Origin of the sequence: Ginsengibacter hankyongi (genome assembly GCF_008710285.1) — a bacterium.
Classification (GTDB): Bacteria; Bacteroidota; Bacteroidia; order Chitinophagales; family Chitinophagaceae; genus Ginsengibacter; species Ginsengibacter hankyongi.
The window spans coordinates 39,197-61,345 of record NZ_VYQF01000006.1 but is presented as its reverse complement, the minus strand read 5'-3'; the positions used below and the strand labels follow the sequence as shown (position 1 = coordinate 61,345).

Here is a 22,149-nt window from a genome sequence, read left to right as displayed (position 1 = left end):
GTTGAATCATGAATAATACACGGAATATTTGACTTCTAAGTTAATGATTAAATTAAAACTAACAACTAATTTTCAATCTGCAGTAAGTATAAATGATTATAAAAAAATATAGTAATTTAAAAGGATTGACTTCCTCCCATTTTTTTTAATGCAATGCCATAATCTCTTTGCATGCTGAATAAAATTTTAAACATTTTTTCGAAGGAGTATCGAAAGCATTTATATTACTATCCAGGTGAAAGAAATTTATAATGTTATTTCTGATTCTTATGTCAGCATTTGGTAAACCGGCAGCCTCGAGGTGTAGCAGCCAGTCGCAATATGTTTCATCTGCAAGGCTGTATTCACAATCTGCTGTTGGCTTGCCTGTATCAAAGTCAAAGTCCTTCTCATGTAAATGTTGTTCCGGAAGTTGCTTTAAATTATAAGCAAAGTGTACTAATATCGTATCAAAGCTTTTGTCAAATAATTCTTCTGCTTTAGATGTAGGGGTTTTAAAACGCAGTGCTTTTAATGGCCCTATCTTTGGTAATGCACGGATAAAAAAAGATAAGATTTTTGCCCGTATGCCCGGGCGTTTATAGCCTTTCCCAAATTGTTTGTTGTATTGTTTTCGCCGCATTTTAAATGTAAAGTTTTTACTTGTTACACTATGGTTTAGAGACTTGACTGTATTCTTTTTTGCTGACCATGCGGCTTTGGTGATAGTGGGAAATATGTTTGATACGATCCACCTGAATGTTTCTACGGCTAATTGCAAATGGTTATTAAATACGCTATTTATATCAACCCCGTAGATTTCAGAAAAAGCTCTTGATAAAACTGCAGTATCCACTTTGAATCCAATAAAATCATGATAGGCCTGTGAGGCATAATTGCCTTTCGCCACTTCCAAAACGTCAAACCCAAATTCCATTCTCATATGCGAGATCCGGTTATCCGCGTAGGTAATCACACGGCCATATTTTTTTTCGAGTTTGGGATATACAAGAGGCACACTAACGTTGGTGGCGAAAGGATGGCCATAGTTGTCTGCAATATAATGCGAGAGGAAACCTAACGCAAAAGCATACTCGTTAATGTTGCGGGCGTCTTTTAATAGAGCGTTTACCATATCGCCGCTGCGTACATAGTGAACCAGGTTAGTAAAGAACTTACTGCCAAAAGGGTAATACCCCATGTCTGGTGTAACCGCGCCTCCATAAGCATAGGCATGCGCTTCTTTTTGCTGTTCTAAAGTTATATATGAATATTTTTCTTTCAATAATGGCAATATTGAGTTATCCCAGGAAGCATCTATAATGGCTTCGTGGGTAAGTACTCCAAAAGCGGATGAATGACGTGGAAGAAACAAAACAAGAACAAGCAATAAAAATTTGCTATAGAAAAATGGCTTCATTTAATTTAAATAATTAATACAATCAAACAACCCAACCTTGTTCTGCAGGCAGCGGTTAAAAATTTATTTTTGCCGTTAGAGTTGCCCCTCAAGTTGATAAACTTAAAAGCTCAATTATTTAAATAAGGCTGAACTTAACCCTAACATTGCAAACACTGTACCGTTTCAAAACAAATGACTCAGCGTAAATATTATAAATCGGCAAACATGCAATCATTACTAAGCAATGTGCAACAAATCTATTTATTAAAAATTACCTTTGGCTTAATTTTTTCACGCTGAGTTTAAAAATGCGTTCGTTTATCGCTAGCGCAAATGGGATAAATAAATAACATATGCCTGCAAGAGCCTCTGTTCCTGCTGTTGCCATTATAATTGCGGTTAATCCGATAATTGCATTCCATAAAGCTCCTCTTCTTTCTTTAATGGTGAATTGAATTTCATAAAAATTTAATGGAGGTTTTATAGTATGATGAAGCGCTCTCTGGTGTAAAAAATACAAGATCATCCAGATTAAAAAATACCCGGTACTGAATAATATTATAAGCTGGGGAAAATCCTCCCGGGTAAGAACTGTCAATCCCATTTCATTAGCCTTTGGAAATAAATTTATGCCTGTCCACGACGAGATTAAAATAGAAAAAAGGAACTTTAAGGGGTATACGTAAAAAAGAATAATGGCCATGTAGGCCAGGTTAAGCAAAATAGTAGTAAGATCGTTTAATCCATAACGGCGAAAGAAGATATATTGCATATACCAAAAAAGAAAAAGGAGCGCCACCGTTGCAAAAAAAGGAATAGCGCCGCGGATAATTGTTTTTAATTCAACAAATGTTTGCGGCACCTCCAACGATATTACCAATAACGAAACAGAGAAAGCGAAAACGGCATCACTCAATGCTTCAATGCGGAAAATTTCGCTGCTGCGGTGACGAAATAATTCATGGCCAGGTGACCCAAACACTTTCTGGCGGAGCATGGCTTTAATTTATTAACAAATGTAAATTTTCACCCGTGGTTGATATATGATAAAAATCATCCGCTATGGTGCTTTCCGTAGTACTCTATACTGCTGATTTTTTATACTGAAAGATACCTTGCACTTTAATTAACCCCTTCCGGCCAGAACCGGTATAAAATATTTTTTAGTCATGATGATACTTGTCATTTAAAGCATTGACAGGCATCATTTATAAAGTCTGATTATTATATTTTATTTGAATATGAAGAAAAAACCCTTATCGAAGGTTATACCATTACATGAAGGCCATTTTTCAAAACCTGTTAAAAGACCGTTATCTAAATTAATGATCGCATCGCTGGTGTCGGCATGTAAGAAACAATTGAACGGGATTCCCTTTGGGCAATCGGATATAGACGGTTCATTTTCGCCTTTAGTTTCAAGGGGCCTTATTAAATATAAAAATGACAATGAAATAAACGGAAATATCCAGCCTACCTGGTTTGTAACGGAGGAAGCCTTTGAAATACTGGACAGCCTTGGAATTAAAATAGAATAAGTACATTTATTTGACATTAATTTATAAATACAACGGCACGTTATTCATAGTTTTTTCTTGGATTCGGTTACCATGGACTTTCGAAAGTAAGAGGATTATTATCATCACTAAAATATTTTCCGCTCGGCCCGTCATCGCCTATAGTAGCATACTTTATAATAAATGCAGCGGCTTCACTTACATCCTTTGTTCGCCGGTGTTGATTGAAATCGGTAGCAGTATATCCCGGGTCAACCACATTTACCTTAAAAGGTGTATCCCTGAGTTCATAAGCCAATGCAATAGTATACGCGTTAAGTGCCGTTTTTGAAGGACCATAAGCAGCACCTTTAATGGGGTAATATTTCCAGCCTGGATCGTTGTGTAAGGTTAATGATGCCAGCCCCGATGTTATATTAACTATTCTCGGTGCTGGCGAAAGTTTTAAGAGTGGAAGAAAAGATTGAATAACTTTTATAGTGCCAAATAGATTTGTGTTATATACTTTACGAATCATACCAACATTTGCCGTAGAAGGATATTGCGGAAAATCGCCTCTTATACCTGCATTGTTAATTAGTATATCCAACTTACTGATTTTTTCTTCCAGTGTTTTACTTGCTTTTTCTATGGAAGCATCATTGCTTACATCAATTTCTATTGTTTCAACATTCTGCAAACCCTCATTATTTAATTCTGAAATCGCCTGGATGCCTTTTCCGATATCGCGACTTCCTAAATAGACATAGTAATCTTTTTGTGCAAACTGTTTTGCTGTTTCAAAGCCAATACCTTTATTAGCTCCTGTAATAAAAACTGTTTTCATAATGTGTGTGGCTCAAAAAACACAAATGTAAGTGAAAGGTATACTTGTATCTTATATATGTGAGCTTAGTTCGGTTACATTATATACAATAATTATATCGCCCTATTTATTCTTTAAAAGATGAATCGGTTTTCTAAGCAAGCTATTGATACCTCGTAGTAAATTTTCTATGACTAAAACAATATTTTATTTATTAGAAGATATTCTGCAAAAGTTAACTAAATTGATTGCTAATTGTAGTACCAAAAAAACTTTAAACCAAAAAAAATGAAACAAAAAATTCTAACCGTTCGCGTCATTTTATTATTAGCAGTTATTGTAATAATTGCCTCATGTTCTAAAACAGGCCCAACAGGGCCGGCTGGTGCAACGGGAGCGCAGGGGCCAGCGGGGCCTACAGGATCAACCGGCGCTACCGGAGCCCCGGGCACTGCCAATGTAATTTATTCTCCCTGGCTAAATGTAAAATTCGTGGGTGCCGATTCAACCGGTTGGTTGGGGCAAATTTCTGCACCTAAGTTGGTTGATTCTATCATAAACAGAGGAGATATAAAGGTTTTTCTAAACGCAGGAAGTGACTCGGCTAACGACCAGCTTATTTTCCCGCTACCAATTACTGATATTGCGTTTACAGGGGCTATCATAAATCCTTACTACCAAAGCCAGTTAATTAACTTGTTATCTACAGCTGATGTAAGCTCGGATTCATTGAGGGGTTATCATTATTTCCAATACAGGTATATTCTTATTCCCGGTGGCACAACGGCTCTTCCTGTGTCAGTTGGCGGAACTAAAAAAACGATTAACTGGAATGATTACAGCCAGGTAAAAGCATACCTCGGCCTGAAGGATTAAAATATATTTTAATTGGTACAGGTATGCTGAATTGTTTAAAAAAAAAGTATACCTGTACCATTAAATATTTTACCTGGATGAAAAACGATAACGGGTAAACGAAATTCTGTTGCTGAAGGAGCGTAGCCCCATTTATATTAACTATACTGCATCTTTTAGTTCCTGCTCCATTTCGTTTTTAAAATCATGGAGAACACTAACTTCATCAATTGAGTGGGATTGTATCATCGTCTCATCATTCCTGGTGAATTCACTCAATTTGGAATAATATTTATGGATAACTTTTAATTCGTCTTCCGTCATTTTTTCCACATTGAGCAACCTGTTACTTGCAAACTCGTTGGCCGCCACCAGTTCGTTTAGCTTCAATTGTATGGCCAGTGAATCTTTATTTTGCGATTTCTGAATTAGGAAAACCATTAGAAACGTTGTAATGGTTGTTCCGGTGCTTATAATGGCTTGCCAGGTTTGTGAATAATGAAAAAAAGGTCCAGCAGCCCCCCATATTAATATTATAAAAAAGGCAACCATGAATGCAGGAGTTCCACCCGTTGCTTTTGTTACGGAGGAAGCAAATTTTTCGAAACTGTATTTTTTATGTTCCCCGGTTTTTATGTTCATTGCAGCGTTTTTAATTAGCAGGACGTATGCCTTTTTAATTAACGCCTCAATCACCTTTATTATTTCAATTATCAGAATCATCTTTCTTAAATATGTCAAGCGGCAATTTCCTGAGTTGCAGTTTGCAATCCTCTGCTTGTTTCGCTTACGCTCATTAAAAAAGTAGCTCATTAAAATGATTGCAGCTAGTAAAAAATTATCTTTAAAATTCAAATTAAAATGAAACGATATTTACCTTATGGCTCCTGTTAATAAAAACGAAATTGATTTGACTAATAATCCTGTTATACGGCTCATAACCGCCACTGATATTGGCCAGGTATTAGAACTTTATAAACCCTTCGTTACGTTAACTACTATAACTCCCGAATATCAAGTTCCGCACCTGGAAGATTTTTCGAGGGAAATTAAAAATACCGCCGATTACTATCCGGTATTAGTCTGTGAAGTAAATAATATAGTAATAGGGTATACTTTGGCCAAGAGGTACAGGTTGGCAGCCGGCCATCAATGGTCTGCGGAAACAAGTATTTATGTAGAATCAAGACACCAAGGCAGGGGCGTTGCAAAAGCGCTGTACCAGGCGTTATTCAACATACTTAAACTCCAGGGTATAGTGAATGTGTTCGCCGGCCTGGTTTTGCCTAATACAAGGAGTGAAGTATTTCATAAAAACCTGGGATTTCAGGAGGTGGGTATTTTCTATGAAGGCATTTATAAACTTGGAAACTGGCATGATGTAAAATGGTTGCAGCTGAGTCTGAACGAACATTCTAAAAACCCATTACCCCCAAAATCGATAAGAGAAGTGATAGAAACACCAATGTTCAAGACAATTTTGGGACAAGCGAATAACTTTCGTTGAAGTCCTTTCTTTGATTATTATTTTGCCACCTTACGAGGGAGGCGTTTTTATTTGAGACAAAGCAGAATGTCTGTAACCTTTCGCTTACGTGATTACTCTAATTTGTTTGGAGGTACCTCTTAATTCACCAGGAGTTATCCACAAGATAAAATTCGATATTATGAATTATGCTGCTGTTTATAAAAACATTGAGCAATACCCTGACTCCGCAGTCATCAAGGAAATCTTGTTGGGAAATACGGAGTTATTTGAAATTTTAATAAGGCGGTACAACCCTGATCTTTATCGAACCGGCAGAGGCTATGGATATAACCACCAGGATACTGAAGACTTGATGCAGGAAGCTTTTATTAACAGTTTTCAAAGCCTCTCTAAATTTGAACACCGGTCTTCTTTTAAAACATGGGTGATAAGAATAATGCTGAACCAGTGTTATCATAAATCTCAAAAACTTAGTTATCGTAACAGGCCCGCTATAGAAATATCAATTAACAAAAATTCCGGATCTATGTTTTTAACTACCAACCATAGCGACCCCGACAAGTCTGTTGTAAATAAGGAATTAAAAAATGTTATTGAGGGGGCTCTCAAGAATTTACCTGAAGATTACCGGATGACTTTTACCTTAAGAGAACTAACGGGGCTAAACGTTGCCGACACTGCTGAACTGTTGAACATTACGGCGTCGAATGTAAAAGTGAGATTGAACCGTGCCAAAATGATGCTCCGCAAAGAAATAGAAAAGATATACTCTCCTGAAGATATTTATGAATTCAACCTTATCTATTGCGATAAGATAGTGGACGAAGTAATGAAGAAAATACTTTCGTGAGAAAGAAACCGCCTGCCTTTTTAAATTTTCCATTTTTTGTAACCTTTTTGCAGTGTGATACTCTATTGAAGTACACCCAAACTTTTAAAAAAAAATATTATGAAACAAATGAAAGTAATTAATGCCGTAATGGTATTTGCTATGATGGTATTCGCATCTGCATACGCACAGGTAACTCCAAAACTTACTGATCCGGAAATAGCATCTGTAGCTGTGGTTGCTAATCAAATAGATGTTAACTATGCGGCGATCGCCAAGGCAAAATCTAAGAATGCAGATGTTCTGAAATTTGCTCAAACCATGAGCGATGATCACACTGCTGTAATTAAACAGGCAGTAGCATTGGTTACTAAATTAGGAGTTACCCCAAAGGATAATGCCCTTAGTCAAAAACTCATGTCTGGCGCAGAAAAAACAAAAAAACAGTTGAGTGCCAAATCAGGTAAAGCTTTTGATAAGGCTTATATAGACAATGAAGTTTCTTATCACAAAACCGTTATCAGCACAGTGGAAAAAGTGCTAATACCACAAAGCCAAAATGCGGAATTGAAAAAATTATTACAAGATGTTGTGCCAACGCTAAAAGCACATTTAGATCATGCCGAAATGGTACAAAAAGAATTTGCTGGAAAATGAACAAAAAACTAAGACGGAGAACAATAATCGTTGTTTATATCTTCCTTGTATTCGTTCTAAATAGTTGCAGTACGCCGGAAGAAAGAGGCAGACTTCCGGGAGACACTGCTACGGATGCTTCTTCAACAACGTCAGCGCATAAAGTATATTCAATAGAAATTAAGGATATGAAGTTTGATCCTGGTGAAATTACGGTACATAAAGGCGATACCGTAGTTTGGGTAAATCATGATATGGTGACGCATTGCGTAACAGAAGAAAATACAAAAGCATGGACTTCGTCCAATATAGCAGCAGGTAATTCGTGGAAGATGGTGGTTCAATCGGGCGCTGATTACTTTTGTGCAATTCACCAGGTAATGAAAGGCAAGATACTTGTTGAATGATAAATTAATATTTCTCAAATAAAACTGTCATAATTTATTTTGTCCAATAAAAGACTTTTATGTCTTTTATTGGATTTCTTTTTTTTATCTTTGCCTTTGTAAAAGAAATGATATTTTCAAAAACCGTAGAATACGCCATTCGTGCGATGATTTTCATAGCCCAAAAATCAAAAAAGGGTATCAAAGTAGGCATAAAAGAAATCGCGAAGGCAACTGATGCTCCTGAATATTTTATTGGAAAAATTCTGCAGGATCTAAGCCGTAAAGGATTAGTTCAATCTTTAAAAGGCCCCACCGGCGGCTTTTACCTTGAAGAAGAGTCATCAAATTGCTCTTTAGCAGATATCGTAAAAGCAATTGATGGTAATAAGCTTTTTACCGGCTGTGGCTTGGGTCTTAAAAGCTGTTCTGAGATCAAGCCATGTCCTATTCATAACGAATTTAAAAAAGTACGCGAAGATATTTATAATATGTTGGAAGATGCCAGGATTGGAGAATTTAGCAAGAAACTGGAAAAGAAACTGACTTTTCTGAGGCGGAAATAAAAAATTTTCATAAAACAAAAGATAAAAAGGTATTAATATATTTATTATGTGCGCAAAGTTTGTTTCAAGATCATTATTAGTGTTTATGATATCCGTTTGCTTTTCTGATCTTTTGAAAGCGCAAACGGTTGGTAAGACTGCACCATTCGTGGCTGTTCATAATGGGGGTATGATTATACTGTTTATTGTTGTAACAGTTTTTTTGGCTGCGGTAATTTTTCTAAAACTAAAAACTTCCGAGGCAATTAGTACGGCTAAAAAGAAAAAGCAGGGAGATGAAGAAGGCCGCCTGAAACAATATATCAGTAACATGGATAGTAAGCAAATAGAAGAATTTATACAGTATAAACAAAATCAAAAAAAACAACATGACACGCCAGGTAACGGTGCTAATAAGATGTTATTGATTTTGTTTTTTTTAGCGGTGAGCTTGCTTTTTAACCAAAGCATTTATGCGCAACCATCCGGTAAAAACATTGCTTCCATATTAGGTAATACAGGTGTTATCATTACCATTATTTTAATCCTTATCCCTATCCTGTTGGGTATTGTTTTAATGATTATCAAAGTAAAAAATGTTATTAAACAATACAATCGTAAACAAAACATTGAAGAGGCCGAAAAGCTAGCCGCATTTCTGAAAATATTGCCCGATGATACTATAGAAGAAACTTTAATAAAACGCAAGGCTGCGCTGGATTATAAGTTACTTAATAACGAGTTGTCCGGTCAATTGAAAGCGGAAGATGAAAAAGGTTTGATCAATATAAATACTAACAGCACCCTGCCGGTAGTTGCCATAAAGAAAAAAGCATTGAAACGACCTAATATAGATGCACAGTTGTCTAGACTGATCCTGTGGTATATTGGCTGTGCCACGTTCTGGCTTTTATTTGGAACTACTATAGGGGAATATCTTGGTATTAAGTTCGTGGCACCCGACGTTGACCACTTGAGTTGGTTAAGTTTTGGCCGGCTCAGGCCCGTTCACACAAATGTAGTTTTTTGGGGATGGGCATCGTTGGGTATGTTGGGACTTGGTTATTACATTGTACCTACCGTTAGTAATACTTCTCTTGCCAGTATTAAAAAGGGCTGGCTCACTTTAATCCTTATTAATGCTTCAGTGGTGGCCGGAACGCTTTGCCTTATGGCAGGCATTAATAATAGCGGTGGCGAATACCGTGAATATACCTGGCCGGTAATGTTATTATTTGCCATCGGGTTGGTATTGACGTTAATTAATTTTCTGCAAACCGTTGCTAAAAGAAAAACTAAAGAAATTTATATTTCCAATTGGTATATGATTGCTGCGGTAATATTTGCGATAATTATTGTATTAGTAGCTTATATTCCTTTTTGGTCAAACGGCCTGGGCGATACTATTGTGCAGGGGTACTATATGCACCAGGGGGTAGGCATGTGGTTTATGCTATTTACCCTGGGTATTGTTTATTACATGTTGCCGCAGCAATTGAACAAACCTATCTATTCATATAGCCTGGGTATTCTTGCATTTTGGACACAGATATTATTTTATACATTGATTGGCACGCACCATTTTGTATTCAGTGCTATTCCATGGTGGTTGCAAACGGTTGCTATTGCAGGAAGTGCAGGCATGATAATTCCCGTTGTGGCCGGTACTACTAATTTCCTGATGACCTTTAAAGGTGCATGGTATAAAATAGCCGGCAGCTATACCTTACCCTTTTTCCTGGTGGGGATCCTGTTTTATTTTACAGGATCTATGCAGGGAACTGCGGAAGCTTTTCGAACCGCCAATTTATATTGGCACTTTACTGATTTTACGGTAGCTCACTCGCATCTTACCATGTACGGCATCATTTGTTTTTTTGTATGGGCAGGCATATACGCAGTTGTGCCGAGAATAACCGGCAAAGAGCCACCCCAGATAACGGTAGGCGCACATTTCTGGTTAGCATTAATAGGCTTACTATTTTATACTGTGCCGTTAATGTATGGAAGTACCATTAAAGGGATGATGTGGATGCAGGGGAAACCATTTATTGACGGGGTCGTTTTCATGGCGCCCTATTGGCTTTGGCGTGCCATTGGCGGCAGCCTTATGTGGGTTTCTCATTTATTTTTTGCCTATAATATTTATAAAATGCTTGCCGGCAGCGCTGTTGCAGACGTGAAAGATATTGCATTAGAAAAATTGAAAAATGAACAAAATGATTTTGGCATAATTGAATAAAAGACACTGATAAATGGAATTATTTAACAATCATAAAAAACTTTTTGGAACCGCCGCCTTGTTTTTTGCCGGCTTAACTATTTTGGTGGCAATTCTCCCGGCGCTCCATATGCAAAACAATAATGCAGTGCTTCCAAATTCAGAACCATTAAGCCCGGAAGCAGCCAAAGGGAAGGAACTTTATATAGCCAATGGTTGTATTGGTTGCCACACCCAGCAGGTACGTAATGTAGATATGGATAAAGTTTGGGGCTCACGCCCAAGCATAGCCGCAGATTATGCAGGCGATCACCGCCAGGACTTTTGGCGAAACACCGCTACACTTTTGGGTTCCGAAAGAACAGGCCCCGATCTTACTAATGTTGGTAACCGGCAGGCAAGTAAAGAATGGAACCTTGTTCACTTATATAACCCAAGGATTGTGGTACCGCAATCTATTATGCCTGCTTATCCATGGTTGTTTGAAATAAAGAATGAACCGGCGAAAGGTGACATAATTGTAAATATTCCCGCGGAATACCTGGAAGGTGATACCGGCAAAGTGGTAGCTACCAAAGAAGCGATGCAACTGGTAGCATACCTGCTTTCGCTTAAGCAAACGATATTGCCCGACGGCTCAGCTGCGCCTGCATTTTTATATAAAAAAGATACTAAAGGGGGTGGATCAGCAGGCTCAAAAGAATTAAATGGTGTTGCCCTCTATACGGCTAATTGCCAGAGCTGTCACCAGGAAAACGGCGAAGGTTTAAAGGGTGCGTTTCCTCCATTGAAGGGAAGTAAAGTTGTGCTAAATGATAATGCAGAGTTGATGGTAAATATTATCATGAATGGGTATAGTGGCCGTATACAGGAAGGCTTTGGGCCAATGCCTCCGGTAGGCACCATGAATAATTTAAGCGCCGAAGAAATTTCAGCGATAATGAATCACGAAAAATCAAGTTGGGGCAACAATGCAAAACCAGTTACACCGGAAGAAATTAAAAAATTAATGGATGTAGTAAAAACAAGCCCTCAAAAATAAACGAAGAAAATAGAACCTATTTAAAAAAAATAAAAGTTTCCTTCCATGAAAATAATATTATTATCTATTGCGCTTACGTTTGTAAGTCTTTTCACTTTTGCATGCCCCGCATGTGAAAAGCAACAACCTAAGTTATTACAAGGGATTACTCATGGAGGAGGCCCCGGTAGTAATTGGGATTATGTAATCATCTCGATAGCGGTAATCATTGTTCTCTTTACACTTTTCTTTTCTGTAAAGTGGCTCGTACGACCGGGGGAGCAATCACAAAGCCATATTAAAAGACTCATTTTAAACAACGAATAAATGGAAGACAGGAGCACCATATTTATCTTTTTGGATGAGGAACCAAAACCGATCGCTGAATTTGTTTCGCCGGTAAATTTTGAATTAGATACCCGGAAAATGGTGGACGGAAAACATACATTAAAAATTGTAAGTAAAGATCCCACGGGGAAAGAAGGCATTCGCATTATCCCTTTTGAAGTAAGAAACGGGCCCGCCATTGCTATTGAGGGAATAAAAGAAAATGCAGTGGTGGATGGTGTAGTTCCACTTATGGTTAACGCCTATGGAAAAGGTGATCAAACAAAATTCCTGATTGAAGGGAGCGAAACACCTCAAAGTATCCCTTCATGGGTATGGATACTGATAATTGGTTTTACCGGATGGGTATTGTATTACCTTATCACTTACCTGTCAATGAAAGAATAATAATATGAATAGTACAAGGATTGCATCGCTGGATGATATTAAAAGATTAGTAGATACTTTTTATGAAAAAGTAAGAAAAGATGAACTGATTGGGCCAATATTCGATGACAGGATACACGACCGGTGGCCGCAGCACCTTGAGAAAATGTATACCTTCTGGCAGACTGTTTTGTTAGGTGAGCATACTTATTACGGAAGCCCTTTTCCGCCACATGCGGGGTTGCCGGTATCTCATATTCATTTTGAAAAATGGATGGAACTTTTTATTCAGACCGTAGATGAATTATTCATTGGTGAAATAGCAGAAGATGCAAAATGGCGTGCAGGCAAAATGGCTGAGCTGTTTGAATCCAAAATAAAATATTACACCGGAAATCCCTTCAAAAGTTTATTATAATGGACATCACTATTTTTATTGCTTCCTGTACTTTCATTTGGATAGGCTTTATCGGCGCAATAAGTTTTATGGAATCCTGGCTGAAATTCAGGGCGCCCGGCATTACAATGCCTATTGGATTAAGTATCGGTAAAGTAGTATTTGGGGCTCTTAATAAAGTGGAATGGGCTCTTGCAACGATCATATCCGTAAGTTTATTTTTTTATGAAAGCAAATTGAAGTCTTTGCTTGAAGTATTCTTTCTTATAGTAATTATAAGCCTTGTTGTGCAGACGGCCTGGTTGCTCCCCGCATTGAGCAAGAGGGTTAAAGCTATAAAAGGTGGAACAAATTTATCATCATCCAATCACCATTTGTATTATATCTGTTTTGAATTTATAAAGCTTCTATTGTTGATTTTTTTTGGTGGGGGAATTCTTCATTCAGTAATACGATAGAAAATACCACAGTTCCGTCACCTGCAATCTAAAACGTGGCGCTTGGTCTTTATAAGCAATTTTAAATTGTGCCGGTTGCTATAAATAAAACCTAACACAATTTTCAAATAAAACTCTTTCATGGTTATACAGAAATCTGACATACGGTTTACCGTAATTGGCGAAGATGCATCTTATGTTATAGAAACTTATACCGGCGAATACAGGAATCTTATGGCATTAATAACCGATAAAATTTATGTGGAAGATTTTGGTGAATGCAAAGGAATGGGCAGATGCGGAACGTGTGTTGTCGAAATAATGGATATAGAAGATAATTTGCATTTATTAGAAAGAAATGAAGAAGCAACCATGAAGAAAATAGGTATGACAAATCCAAATTACCGGTTGGCCTGCCAGGTACTTATTAATGAAGAATTGAAGAATGCTACATTTCGGATTTGCTATAATTATTGAATTAATGTTTCTTCGAATCATTGTCCGTTAAAATAATAAACATCTGATCTTTTATGTAAAGTGATCTTTTATATAAAGTCCGAAGCTCATATATTCACTTTTCCCGTGTTGGGTTCTGAAAAGTAAAAAGATCGTATCGCTACGATCTTTTTACCAGAGGTCCCGAGCGGATTCGTCGCAGACTCGTAACCTATTCATTTACAAGGATCCATTTTTTTTAGTCGAGGTTCAGTCGAGTAAATTCAACAATTATCCAATACCAAGTTTAAACTGATCATCCTCAATTACAAAATTATTATTTTTTTAAAATTAATTATTACTAAAGTAAATGACTATAAAGACTATTAAGAATTCGAGACCAGAGGGGAGGAAATAATTCTTCTGTTCGTGTGGTGACTTGCAGGAGATAGAAGGGGCTGATAAGCCCCTTTACTTATTATGGCCATTTGCATTAAATCTGTGTTCATGATATGCTGCGATTTGAACGCATTTTTTGATAAAGTTTTAAAAATTGATAATTGCTGCTTTGAAAAAAGCAGCGGATTGAATTGGGATCCGGATTTATGTTTTATGCAGACAAGATCCATGCGCTGATCGGCGCCGGTGCGTTGCAATAACAGAGTTCCGTAACCTGCATAATTCCGGTCCGAGAGCTGGCCGCAAATACTGCAGCAAGTTTGCACCTGGTGAAACTGGCAAGATTTTCCATCGGGCCAGATCTTGCCAAAAATTGGATAGGAATAATAGAAGGGCGTATGGGTGAAATAAATGAATTGGTGAGCTTCTCCGTACTTATAAAATTGATTTAATAAGTTTCTGTCGCTGTTGAGTTGCCAGGCAACGTTGAGCGTTAAACTGGATACTTTCATATCATAATTTATTAAAGAAAAATGGATAAATGAAGCGGGCCATTGCAGGCCGCTATTTTTTTTAATATTCGGTGGGCAACATTATGGAGCCATCAACGAGCCACACGGTAGCAAGATCATAAGGAAAATCGCTGAAGGGAATATCCTGATGCGTAACCTTGTTGTGATTGCCATCGGTACAAATAATAGTAAACTCATCATCTTTTACCCGGTGTAAATCCCACACCTGGAACGTTTCTTTTTTTACAGCATCATACGTTTGATGACTAACGATTAAATCAATCAACCAATAAGCTTTGCAATCCCGCACCATGGATTGAACGCCATCTGTGTAAATGAACTTTGTAAAAGAATGCCTGTAAAGATTTTCTGAACCGTTGCTGGAACCGAAGAAGTGATTTGCATTTTTCATAATTGTAAAATTTATTTTTAAAAGAAAAAAGGAAAAAAAAGAAACTAACAGCAACACGTAGCCGCAACGTGTTTTGCAAAAAGGAAACGGAATAAATGAAGGCACTTCGACGAGCTCAGTGTGACAGGCGAAGCGTGGGCTTTGTGTTTATGCCGTAGTCTTTTTGCAAAAATGATGGGATTGTGTAGGGGCTTGCGGCGAAGTAACTTCTTCTTTTTTTTGCCTTCTTTTTTTTCTTTTAAAAAAAACGTTCAGATGTTATAGCGGGATGATAGAGGGATGTTGAATATAAATTGTTTTGTAAAATGAGGTGCGTATATTAGCGGAAATACAACAGTATCGGTAACCTTAACAGATACAGTGCAACCATAAACTATCATTAAAAAGTGAGAACTTCAGACACGGAAAAATACATAGGACTTGTAAAGTGGTTTCACGACGAAGCGAGAGACGCTAATTACGGCTTCATTCAGCATGCTAAATTAGGTGACCTATTTTTTCACGAACGCAGTATTGAACAAGGACAAAATATAAACACATTTAAAGAAAACGCTATTGTTGTTTTTACAGTTCAAGAATCAAAAAGACACAAAGGTAAACTTGAAGCCATTGATGTAAAGTATTTAGATACCGAAACAGATTTGAATTTTTTGTTCAATCATTTTCTTTCTATCCTGACAGAGAAAGGAAAATATTCCGATTACAATACCATTCAAAAAGGAGTTCACTTAAAAATCACTTCACTTCTTGAAAAGACTACTGATAAGAAAATAGTTGTACAATTTTTTGAACGATTTCGGAGCTATGTAAATACACATTTACAAACAGAATCCATTGCAGATGCCGAATACTTGAAAGGACTTTTAAAAGTCTGCAAAAGTTTTTTTCCTGACAACTACAGACAAATTTCTGATCACATTGAAAAAAATATTTCAGTAGAATTAGCACACAAACTTTGGTTAGACGGTTTTATAGAAACTTGCCAAATCAATTTTGTTGCAAGCATAATTCTTTCTACTACACTGCAAATAAAGCGAATAATTTTTGGTAGGTGTTCAAAAGAAGATAAATCAAACATATTTTTCAAAGTTCTTTATAGTTTTGAAAACATTGACACTGAATCCAAGCTAAAAGTCATTAAAGAATTTCTCGAAATATCAAAGGAATTCGCATCGGAAATACATGAAAAAATATTAAACGCAACAATCAATATTTGTACTGACTATTTCAAACTCAATTTGTGGCTCGAAGATTATTACGAAACGTTAGATTTTAATGCCTACAAATTTTACACAATTATGCTTTCACCTTCAGACCAAAAAAAGTTTGTGAAGAAAGTTCTTAAATACATTCACGAGGGAAAGACAGACATCTCAGTTGAAGAATTAACTTCATTAAATGTATTTGATTTTGAAACCAGCAAACTTGCAGAGCAAATTGACGAATCACATCTTGATTATTCAACAAGTATTATCCTCAATGTTATTGCAGAATTAAAAAACCAAACTAATCTGGAAATACGAAAAGAAGCAAGTTCTGCACAACATAGAATCTATGACCTTATTATAAAACAAATTAAAGAACCCAAAGACATTCTGCAGATTTCAGGTTATTTTGATGAATGCGAAGGAAGGTGTAGCGTTTCTATTCACGAGGTGAAAAACGAAGCGGGGGAAGTAATTGATCGAAACATAAACTATAACCGAAACGAACGTTACAAAGCGAAAAATCACCCAATTTGTGACGGGCGTAAGGCATTAAATAAAGTAACCAAAGAACCACTACTTTCAGATGAAAAAGTAGAATATTGGTGGTGTGCTAATCAAAAATGTTTCAAACCAACTAGAGAACTTCATAAATCATCAGATTGGGAAAAGTATTCACTTCTTGATTTTCTAACAATTTTAAATGTAGATTTTAAAGAATCGGATTTAGAAATATATCTCAATATCATTAACAAGGCAAATAGGTTTCTAAAACACCTTAAATGTAGAGAGTGCAATCATATACTTTACCCAAAAGGTAAATCGCAATATGCGTTTTACGGTGTGAATAATTTTAGTTGCAGAACGGAAACCTGTTCAGAAAAAGGGAAAGAAATTTACTTATCGCATTGCTTGAACGGTTATTGCGAAATGGAAATTGATAGCAGAGATTGTGTTAAGTGTAAACCAAAGGAATTTGATTCCGAATCTTGTGGTTGGTATGTATGCAATTACTGCCATTCTTGTTGTAGCGGACAACAACTTGAAAGACGAAAATGGATTTATGACAATATTCTTCACACTGAATATAAATGCCATTTGAAAGGACACAGAGAGTTAGGAATCATATCATGCAACAAATGTGGAGACTCAATGGAATCAAACGAAATAAACATTGAAGAATACGAACGGATTTTAAATTGGTTTATGATCAACAAGGACAAATCTAAGCACGTCCACAAAAGCGGAAAGAATAAATTAGACAAATGGTGGTTTGTAATAAAAAGGGGGAACGACACGTATGAATCGTTTAGAGAAAAATTAAATAAATATCATAAAGTAGGTTTTCAAATTCCTGACTTTGAACAAGACAAAGATTTACAGTTAATTTCAGAACCTATTGACTTCAAAAAGCACAAGGGTGAGATTTTAACTTGCAGAACTTGTGGTAATATTTTGGATTTATCTAATGACCTTGAAAAAGCAAGAGCAGTTAAACAGTTTCACAACGTTAGATTTTTAAAAGTAGCTGTAGAATGAAAACGGCCTGATGAGAAAGGCAGCCGATAACACTTGGCAATCGGCTGTCAAGTTCAATATCAGCAGACGAACTTTTATCGACTTTTTGTATTTATCTTCAACTTCAGTTTTCAAATCAGCATTTGTACCGGCTAACATCTTGCTATTGTAATACGATCGCAAATTGTTTTAACGCTAGTTCAAAATCTCAAACATAACTCCAGCGCCTAGCTGCTTTTCTTCAGTTCCGTTTGTTCAAGTTCCATAGCGCTCACCGGCTGCGAATTGGCAGTAGCGCGGAGAGGCCGGAAGGTTTTTTTGCAAAAAATGATGGGTTGTGCGATGGCTTGCGGCGGAGTAACTTTTTCTTTTTTTTTGCCTGCTTTTTTTCTTTTAAAAAAATCGTTTAGGTGTTACAGCGGGATGATAAAGGGATGTTGAATGTAAATTGTTTTGTAAAATGAGGTAGCGTATATTAGCGGAAATACACACGTTAGCGGCAAGCTTAATTGGACCTACTTATTCCTAAATTACATTAATGTCAAAAAACATTGTCTATCCTTATGTAATGTTCACGCAATTTATTGATGAACCTATTCTCAAAAGACATTCTTTATTTTTTGATAGTATTTATATTAGTGAGTTAAGACTTAGTAATATCTTAAACACTGACCCAACTACTTTGAAAGAAGAGTTTAAATCGTTAGCATATGAGAGAACTATTTGGGAATTCCTAATTGACAACCAAATTGTTAAAACCTACCCTTTTTCACTCAAATACGACAACCCTGCCAACGATGAAGAAGCCAATGTTTTAATACAAGAATTTCTTAGCCTTATGCCTCAATCAGATTCCACTGAAACTAACAAGAATCTAACAGAAGAAGATATAAAGAATAACGAGCAAAAAGCGTTAAATCATTTCTTCTTATCACATGATATTTCAGTACGGTTGGACTCTATTAACTTAAGAAAGAAATATAACGAAGAATTTTATCCTGCCTTAAGAACAAATAGTTCTTTTAATAGTGTAGACAAAAAGAGTGAAATTATCCAATTTCTTTTGAATGATATTCCCGAACCAGCATTAAACACTCCTTGGGAAGAAATTATTGAATTCAGGTCAGACGAGGACGTGAAAAATAAATATTTAGCTCTAATAAATTGGATAAATAAAACTGCCATTTCTGCTTCAAGCCTAAGTGATATTAAAGACGAGTATGAATACTTGTATAATGATTATATGAAGCATTTTAAATTGCACAAACTAAAGTACAATAATACTTTACTCGAGGTGATGGTAACTGCAGGCGCAGGAATACTTATGGCTTTCCAAGCTGGGGAATTTATTAGCCCATTTAAAAATCTCTTACAAATGAATCTTTCTCATATTAAGCTACTGGAAGAAGAAGCAAAACTACCAGGAAAGGAGGTCGCATACATATATCATGCAAAGAAACAATTTGTGAAGGATTAATTTTTTTTAACTAGCGACAAGTACAAGCAAGCCGCTTACGTCAGTTCAAAATCTCCAATCTAACTTCAACGCCTACCTGCATTTTTTCAATACCTATTGTTGAAGTTCCATAGCGCTCACCCGCTGCGAATTGGCAGTAGCGGGGAGAGGCCGGAAGGCTTTTCACGGGCCCTGAAAGCCCGGGAAAGCCGAAGGCCGCAACACAGCGTGGCTTTGCGCTGCCGGTCAGAATGCGAAGCATAAGCGTGGTTCACGGCAGCGCAAAACTCCAAGGGCTGTGACCAGCGCCGCTACTGCCCGCAGGGTGAGCATAGGGAGCAGGGAAGTTTTTTGAGCGTCAGGATGCGAAGCATAAGCGAAGGGAAAAACTGCCCGGCTGCGACCGACCTACAGAGTGGCTGTGTGGGCTTTTTCTCCGGGCTTCAGCGTTGGCAAAAGCACACAACAACAGCCACCGAGGAAGCAGCGAAGCTTAGCAAAACCATGACAGGCACGGTGAGGAACGGATCCTGCCTGGCGTGGTTTTTTTTCTTTCGGCCGCTGCTGACGAGACTTCTTTACCCGCTTAATCAAGGCGCAAGGTTTTGTGCGGATGGGAACTATGGAAGCGCTGGCTGTCTTTGTTCTGCGGTTTGCAAATTAGATTAGCTAAAACATTTTTTTGGTTCTGGAAGCCTGGCAATGCAGCGGAATAAAATGCCACTAAGATTACAGCAAAAATTTAAAGCATTTTATTCGGCTGCATGACTGGTGAAGAATATAAACTAACGGTTCACAGCTATACGAAATGAAGGAACGAACTGAGCGAAGCGAAGTGAGAGAGTGAATGAGTAATGCTGTGTTTATTGAAGTGATATTTAGTATTGAGTTTTTTATTTTTTCCTGCAATATCTGCCTTACTTAAAATCAAAAAAAAGCCCCCCACTAAAGGAGAGCTGCAACAAACCAGGGAAGGCAGGAAGCAGAACGAACCCAGCCACAAACTGAAGCATGAACATAAGGAACAGAACCGCCAACATGCCAAACAGATACCAGGATAGAACCTGAATAATACTGAGAAACCAAGCAACTGAACTGATACATAACGAAAGATTTAAAAATGAAAAAAAACGATACGTAGCTGAGTAAGGCAATAGGCATAAAAAAAACCAAGCATAAACGATGGCACTTCGACAAGCTCAGTGTGACAGGCGAAGCGATGGTTTTGTGTTTATGGCTTGGTTTTTTTTGTCGGCTGTCTTGAAGTTGATTGAAGAATTATTGCGCAGAATTTGTACTAAAGATGAGAGGAGCTGGCGGTGGCGCCATTGCCTAACTTAGCGAAGTATTGTAGGAAGCCATCGACCGAAATCAATCACAGGGCTTGAATCTTTAGAGACTTTTAGAAGCGTTGCTTTTGTCAGCGGTATGAAATGAGCTGAGCGAAAAGGAGCGGAAGCGTAGCGAAATGCAGCGAAGCGAAAAGAAGCGAAGTGAAGCGCAATGTAGCGAAGCGAATAAATACGGCTGCAAGGTGTGCCAATGATTGAGACGTAACATAATGAAGCGAAAAAAAGCCGTGCATTGCTTTGTAAATGGGCGGCTTTTTTTGGCTGAATAAGAGAATAATAGCCTATTCCAAAATAAAACTTCCTATAACGAATCATTTATTAATAGAAAATAATTTTTGCTTTAATGTTGCAATGTTGAAAGGAACATCATAACCTCTATTCGATACAACTTAACCTTTAAAATAAATTTTATGAACTTAACGGAAGAACAAAAACAAATTTTACTGAACGACGAAGAGAATCGGATAGCATTTGAAGCTTTCCTTGAACAAATTAATTTAGACTACAAGGTTTATTTTAACAATCAGGAAAAGAGAAAAACGGTTTTGGACTTTTTTTCATATGTTGTAAACCAAAAACCACCAGCTATTCGTCTTCGTTACTTGGAACAGCGACATCTTGACGAAGAAATTAGATTGAAGGTTGTTGATAAGTATAGAGAGCTTTTTGGTAACGATGCGGACTATCAGGTTATTGAAGATTAACAGTATACAATAAAAACGTTCATTCATTATCACCTATTGGCTATTATACTATTCGTGCTGTCGTTAAGAGAATCCACTCTCAATCAATACAAACAATACAAAAAAAAACCGCTAGATTGAACTATATCTTATAACAGAAATACAAGCGTTAGCCGCAAAACAATATGATCATTTTATTACATACACCAATGATTACCGACTGGATTTCTTCAATTGCCGCTGCTATTGGTATTCCTTTCGTGATGTGGAGCTTTGTGAAATTAATAATTAAAGACAAAGGCAAGCAAGCACAACTGAATAGTTTAAGAGACATGGCGAGTAATCAAAATGAAATAAATATTCAATTAAAAGAGCAAGTGGCTCAACTTACAAAACACGCCGCGGAATTTCAATATCAATCAACGTTAATGTTTGATTCAAATCAGCTGTTAGAAAAACAGGTACAAATTCTAAACGACTTTTTTATTGAAAGAAAAATATCGGAAACGGCGAAACTAGATCTAGCAAAACAAAAGCGGCTACTTCAAATAAAACCTCACTTCATATACAGTGGTGGTGGATCTAACCCGCAGCAATTTGAATTAGTACTAAAAAACAAGGGAGGTACAGCGAATAACGTTTCTATTGAAAAAACCAATGCCGAGTTCGTAACTATAAACGATATAAATCCAAACACGATCGTTGATAGTGGGCAGCTTTTAAGTATTATTGGATATCCAAATACTGATAAGACTTATTGGAACGGGAATTTAGTCAATTTCGAATTGAATCTACGCTACAAAGACATGGATGGAAACGAATACTATCAAAAAGTTAGGCGGCAAGATCAACGTTACTTTATCGACAATCCAGCCTTAAAATAATAAGATTGCGGTTACCAAGTCTCATTTGTAAAGCGAACACACAAAGCACTGCTCACTTCT

26 protein-coding genes are annotated in these 22,149 nt (G+C 37.0%); 18 read left to right on the top strand and 8 right to left on the bottom strand.

Features of this window, described 5'->3' with window-relative positions:
• Positions 1–145: 145 nt before the first annotated feature.
• Positions 146–1,399, bottom strand: a complete 1,254-nt coding sequence (locus FW778_RS17300) for a zinc dependent phospholipase C family protein (protein ID WP_150416109.1) — start codon at positions 1,397–1,399, stop codon at positions 146–148.
• A 253-nt stretch (positions 1,400–1,652) separates the two neighbouring features.
• Positions 1,653–2,378 (bottom strand): TMEM175 family protein, encoded by a 726-nt coding sequence (locus FW778_RS17295; protein WP_150416108.1) that lies wholly within the window; start codon positions 2,376–2,378, stop codon positions 1,653–1,655.
• 244 nt (positions 2,379–2,622) lie between these two features.
• On the opposite strand from FW778_RS17295, the gene FW778_RS17290 reads away from it, so the two are divergent.
• Positions 2,623–2,919 carry a hypothetical protein gene (locus FW778_RS17290; RefSeq protein ID WP_150416107.1) on the top strand — a complete coding sequence of 99 codons (297 nt, stop codon included), beginning with the start codon at positions 2,623–2,625 and terminating at the stop codon, positions 2,917–2,919.
• 67 nt (positions 2,920–2,986) lie between these two features.
• On the opposite strand, the gene FW778_RS17285 is transcribed toward FW778_RS17290, so the two are convergent.
• Entirely contained in the window at positions 2,987–3,724 is a 738-nt protein-coding gene (locus FW778_RS17285) for an SDR family oxidoreductase (RefSeq protein WP_150416106.1), read from the bottom strand.
• Positions 3,725–3,991: 267 nt separating this feature from the next.
• On the opposite strand from FW778_RS17285, the gene FW778_RS17280 reads away from it, so the two are divergent.
• Positions 3,992–4,579, top strand: a complete 588-nt coding sequence (locus tag FW778_RS17280; RefSeq protein WP_150416105.1) for a collagen-like triple helix repeat-containing protein — start codon at positions 3,992–3,994, stop codon at positions 4,577–4,579.
• A gap of 141 nt (positions 4,580–4,720) precedes the next feature.
• Here the strand turns inward: FW778_RS17280 and FW778_RS17275 are convergent, their stop codons facing one another.
• Positions 4,721–5,200 (bottom strand): low affinity iron permease family protein, encoded by a 480-nt coding sequence (locus tag FW778_RS17275; protein ID WP_150416104.1) that lies wholly within the window; start codon positions 5,198–5,200, stop codon positions 4,721–4,723.
• Between the two features lie 238 nt (positions 5,201–5,438).
• On the opposite strand from FW778_RS17275, the gene FW778_RS17270 reads away from it, so the two are divergent.
• The 12 genes from FW778_RS17270 to FW778_RS17215 all read left to right on the top strand — a co-directional run bounded on the left by FW778_RS17270 (position 5,439) and on the right by FW778_RS17215 (position 13,710).
• Complete coding sequence (locus FW778_RS17270) at positions 5,439–6,065, top strand: GNAT family N-acetyltransferase (protein WP_150416103.1); 627 nt, start codon at positions 5,439–5,441, stop codon at positions 6,063–6,065.
• Positions 6,066–6,225: 160 nt separating this feature from the next.
• Positions 6,226–6,897, top strand: a complete 672-nt coding sequence (locus tag FW778_RS17265) for a sigma-70 family RNA polymerase sigma factor (RefSeq protein ID WP_150416102.1) — start codon at positions 6,226–6,228, stop codon at positions 6,895–6,897.
• 99 nt (positions 6,898–6,996) lie between these two features.
• Positions 6,997–7,533, top strand: coding sequence for a DUF4142 domain-containing protein (locus FW778_RS17260; RefSeq protein WP_202552327.1), 537 nt, complete (start codon positions 6,997–6,999; stop codon positions 7,531–7,533).
• Positions 7,530–7,919 carry a cupredoxin domain-containing protein gene (locus tag FW778_RS17255; protein ID WP_150416101.1) on the top strand — a complete coding sequence of 130 codons (390 nt, stop codon included), beginning with the start codon at positions 7,530–7,532 and terminating at the stop codon, positions 7,917–7,919. Before FW778_RS17260 ends, FW778_RS17255 begins: the two co-directional genes overlap by 4 nt.
• A 59-nt stretch (positions 7,920–7,978) precedes the next feature.
• Positions 7,979–8,464 (top strand): RrF2 family transcriptional regulator, encoded by a 486-nt coding sequence (locus FW778_RS17250; protein ID WP_235906383.1) that lies wholly within the window; start codon positions 7,979–7,981, stop codon positions 8,462–8,464.
• Positions 8,465–8,510: 46 nt separating this feature from the next.
• The gene (locus FW778_RS17245; RefSeq protein WP_150416100.1) at positions 8,511–10,685 is read left to right on the top strand and encodes a cbb3-type cytochrome c oxidase subunit I; all 2,175 of its coding nucleotides are present in this window, start codon (positions 8,511–8,513) and stop codon (positions 10,683–10,685) included.
• A 13-nt stretch (positions 10,686–10,698) separates the two neighbouring features.
• On the top strand, positions 10,699–11,706 hold the full coding sequence (locus FW778_RS23830) for a cbb3-type cytochrome c oxidase subunit II (RefSeq protein ID WP_150416099.1): 1,008 nt from the start codon (positions 10,699–10,701) through the stop codon (positions 11,704–11,706).
• Between the two features lie 45 nt (positions 11,707–11,751).
• On the top strand, positions 11,752–12,012 hold the full coding sequence (locus FW778_RS17235) for a hypothetical protein (protein ID WP_150416098.1): 261 nt from the start codon (positions 11,752–11,754) through the stop codon (positions 12,010–12,012).
• Positions 12,013–12,420, top strand: coding sequence for a cytochrome C (locus FW778_RS17230; RefSeq protein ID WP_150416096.1), 408 nt, complete (start codon positions 12,013–12,015; stop codon positions 12,418–12,420). It abuts the gene before it with no gap.
• A 4-nt stretch (positions 12,421–12,424) separates the two neighbouring features.
• Complete coding sequence (locus tag FW778_RS17225) at positions 12,425–12,817, top strand: group III truncated hemoglobin (RefSeq protein ID WP_150416094.1); 393 nt, start codon at positions 12,425–12,427, stop codon at positions 12,815–12,817.
• Positions 12,817–13,254 (top strand): hypothetical protein, encoded by a 438-nt coding sequence (locus FW778_RS17220; protein ID WP_150416093.1) that lies wholly within the window; start codon positions 12,817–12,819, stop codon positions 13,252–13,254. Before FW778_RS17225 ends, FW778_RS17220 begins: the two co-directional genes overlap by 1 nt.
• Positions 13,255–13,374: 120 nt before the next feature.
• Positions 13,375–13,710, top strand: a complete 336-nt coding sequence (locus tag FW778_RS17215) for a 2Fe-2S iron-sulfur cluster-binding protein (RefSeq protein ID WP_150416091.1) — start codon at positions 13,375–13,377, stop codon at positions 13,708–13,710.
• Between the two features lie 344 nt (positions 13,711–14,054).
• Here FW778_RS17215 and FW778_RS17210 read toward each other — a convergent pair whose 3' ends face one another.
• Positions 14,055–14,579 carry a hypothetical protein gene (locus FW778_RS17210; protein ID WP_150416089.1) on the bottom strand — a complete coding sequence of 175 codons (525 nt, stop codon included), beginning with the start codon at positions 14,577–14,579 and terminating at the stop codon, positions 14,055–14,057.
• Positions 14,580–14,640: 61 nt separating this feature from the next.
• The gene (locus tag FW778_RS17205; protein WP_150416087.1) at positions 14,641–14,991 is read right to left on the bottom strand and encodes a DUF6876 family protein; all 351 of its coding nucleotides are present in this window, start codon (positions 14,989–14,991) and stop codon (positions 14,641–14,643) included.
• A 386-nt stretch (positions 14,992–15,377) separates the two neighbouring features.
• Between FW778_RS17205 and FW778_RS17200 the strand changes: the two genes are divergently transcribed.
• Positions 15,378–17,735, top strand: coding sequence for a cold shock domain-containing protein (locus FW778_RS17200; RefSeq protein WP_150416085.1), 2,358 nt, complete (start codon positions 15,378–15,380; stop codon positions 17,733–17,735).
• 517 nt (positions 17,736–18,252) lie between these two features.
• The gene (locus FW778_RS17195) at positions 18,253–19,191 is read left to right on the top strand and encodes a hypothetical protein (RefSeq protein WP_150416084.1); all 939 of its coding nucleotides are present in this window, start codon (positions 18,253–18,255) and stop codon (positions 19,189–19,191) included.
• Between the two features lie 40 nt (positions 19,192–19,231).
• Here the strand turns inward: FW778_RS17195 and FW778_RS17190 are convergent, their stop codons facing one another.
• Together FW778_RS17190 and FW778_RS23245 are read right to left on the bottom strand one after the other, a co-directional pair.
• Positions 19,232–19,432, bottom strand: a complete 201-nt coding sequence (locus FW778_RS17190; RefSeq protein WP_150416082.1) for a hypothetical protein — start codon at positions 19,430–19,432, stop codon at positions 19,232–19,234.
• 683 nt (positions 19,433–20,115) lie between these two features.
• Positions 20,116–20,274: a hypothetical protein gene (locus FW778_RS23245; protein ID WP_202552326.1), complete on the bottom strand. Its 159-nt coding sequence runs from the start codon at positions 20,272–20,274 to the stop codon at positions 20,116–20,118.
• Between the two features lie 658 nt (positions 20,275–20,932).
• Between FW778_RS23245 and FW778_RS17185 the strand changes: the two genes are divergently transcribed.
• A complete protein-coding gene (locus tag FW778_RS17185) occupies positions 20,933–21,226 on the top strand; it encodes a hypothetical protein (protein ID WP_150416080.1) in 294 nt (97 codons plus the stop codon).
• Positions 21,227–21,390: 164 nt separating this feature from the next.
• Positions 21,391–22,089, top strand: coding sequence for a hypothetical protein (locus FW778_RS17180; RefSeq protein ID WP_150416079.1), 699 nt, complete (start codon positions 21,391–21,393; stop codon positions 22,087–22,089).
• The last annotated feature ends 60 nt before the right edge of the window (positions 22,090–22,149 follow it).

Bases quoted from the DNA above. Each gene is read 5' to 3' on its own strand.
- FW778_RS17290 (WP_150416107.1), top strand. From the start codon at position 2,623: ATGAAGAAAAAACCCTTATCGAAGGTTATACCATTACATGAAGGCCAT.
- FW778_RS17185 (WP_150416080.1), top strand. From the start codon at position 20,933: ATGAACTTAACGGAAGAACAAAAACAAATTTTACTGAACGACGAAGAG.
- FW778_RS23830 (WP_150416099.1), top strand. From the start codon at position 10,699: ATGGAATTATTTAACAATCATAAAAAACTTTTTGGAACCGCCGCCTTG.
- FW778_RS17205 (WP_150416087.1), bottom strand. From the start codon at position 14,991: ATGAAAAATGCAAATCACTTCTTCGGTTCCAGCAACGGTTCAGAAAAT.
- FW778_RS17195 (WP_150416084.1), top strand. From the start codon at position 18,253: ATGTCAAAAAACATTGTCTATCCTTATGTAATGTTCACGCAATTTATT.
- FW778_RS17180 (WP_150416079.1), top strand. From the start codon at position 21,391: ATGATCATTTTATTACATACACCAATGATTACCGACTGGATTTCTTCA.
- FW778_RS17235 (WP_150416098.1), top strand. From the start codon at position 11,752: ATGAAAATAATATTATTATCTATTGCGCTTACGTTTGTAAGTCTTTTC.
- FW778_RS17265 (WP_150416102.1), top strand. From the start codon at position 6,226: ATGAATTATGCTGCTGTTTATAAAAACATTGAGCAATACCCTGACTCC.
- FW778_RS17285 (WP_150416106.1), bottom strand. From the start codon at position 3,724: ATGAAAACAGTTTTTATTACAGGAGCTAATAAAGGTATTGGCTTTGAA.
- FW778_RS17275 (WP_150416104.1), bottom strand. From the start codon at position 5,200: ATGAACATAAAAACCGGGGAACATAAAAAATACAGTTTCGAAAAATTT.
- FW778_RS17255 (WP_150416101.1), top strand. From the start codon at position 7,530: ATGAACAAAAAACTAAGACGGAGAACAATAATCGTTGTTTATATCTTC.
- FW778_RS17270 (WP_150416103.1), top strand. From the start codon at position 5,439: ATGGCTCCTGTTAATAAAAACGAAATTGATTTGACTAATAATCCTGTT.
- FW778_RS17225 (WP_150416094.1), top strand. From the start codon at position 12,425: ATGAATAGTACAAGGATTGCATCGCTGGATGATATTAAAAGATTAGTA.
- FW778_RS17220 (WP_150416093.1), top strand. From the start codon at position 12,817: ATGGACATCACTATTTTTATTGCTTCCTGTACTTTCATTTGGATAGGC.
- FW778_RS17300 (WP_150416109.1), bottom strand. From the start codon at position 1,399: ATGAAGCCATTTTTCTATAGCAAATTTTTATTGCTTGTTCTTGTTTTG.
- FW778_RS17190 (WP_150416082.1), bottom strand. From the start codon at position 19,432: ATGCTTCGCATTCTGACCGGCAGCGCAAAGCCACGCTGTGTTGCGGCC.
- FW778_RS17230 (WP_150416096.1), top strand. From the start codon at position 12,013: ATGGAAGACAGGAGCACCATATTTATCTTTTTGGATGAGGAACCAAAA.
- FW778_RS23245 (WP_202552326.1), bottom strand. From the start codon at position 20,274: ATGTATCAGTTCAGTTGCTTGGTTTCTCAGTATTATTCAGGTTCTATC.
- FW778_RS17215 (WP_150416091.1), top strand. From the start codon at position 13,375: ATGGTTATACAGAAATCTGACATACGGTTTACCGTAATTGGCGAAGAT.
- FW778_RS17295 (WP_150416108.1), bottom strand. From the start codon at position 2,378: ATGCTCCGCCAGAAAGTGTTTGGGTCACCTGGCCATGAATTATTTCGT.
- FW778_RS17250 (WP_235906383.1), top strand. From the start codon at position 7,979: ATGTCTTTTATTGGATTTCTTTTTTTTATCTTTGCCTTTGTAAAAGAA.
- FW778_RS17245 (WP_150416100.1), top strand. From the start codon at position 8,511: ATGTGCGCAAAGTTTGTTTCAAGATCATTATTAGTGTTTATGATATCC.
- FW778_RS17210 (WP_150416089.1), bottom strand. From the start codon at position 14,579: ATGAAAGTATCCAGTTTAACGCTCAACGTTGCCTGGCAACTCAACAGC.
- FW778_RS17280 (WP_150416105.1), top strand. From the start codon at position 3,992: ATGAAACAAAAAATTCTAACCGTTCGCGTCATTTTATTATTAGCAGTT.
- FW778_RS17260 (WP_202552327.1), top strand. From the start codon at position 6,997: ATGAAACAAATGAAAGTAATTAATGCCGTAATGGTATTTGCTATGATG.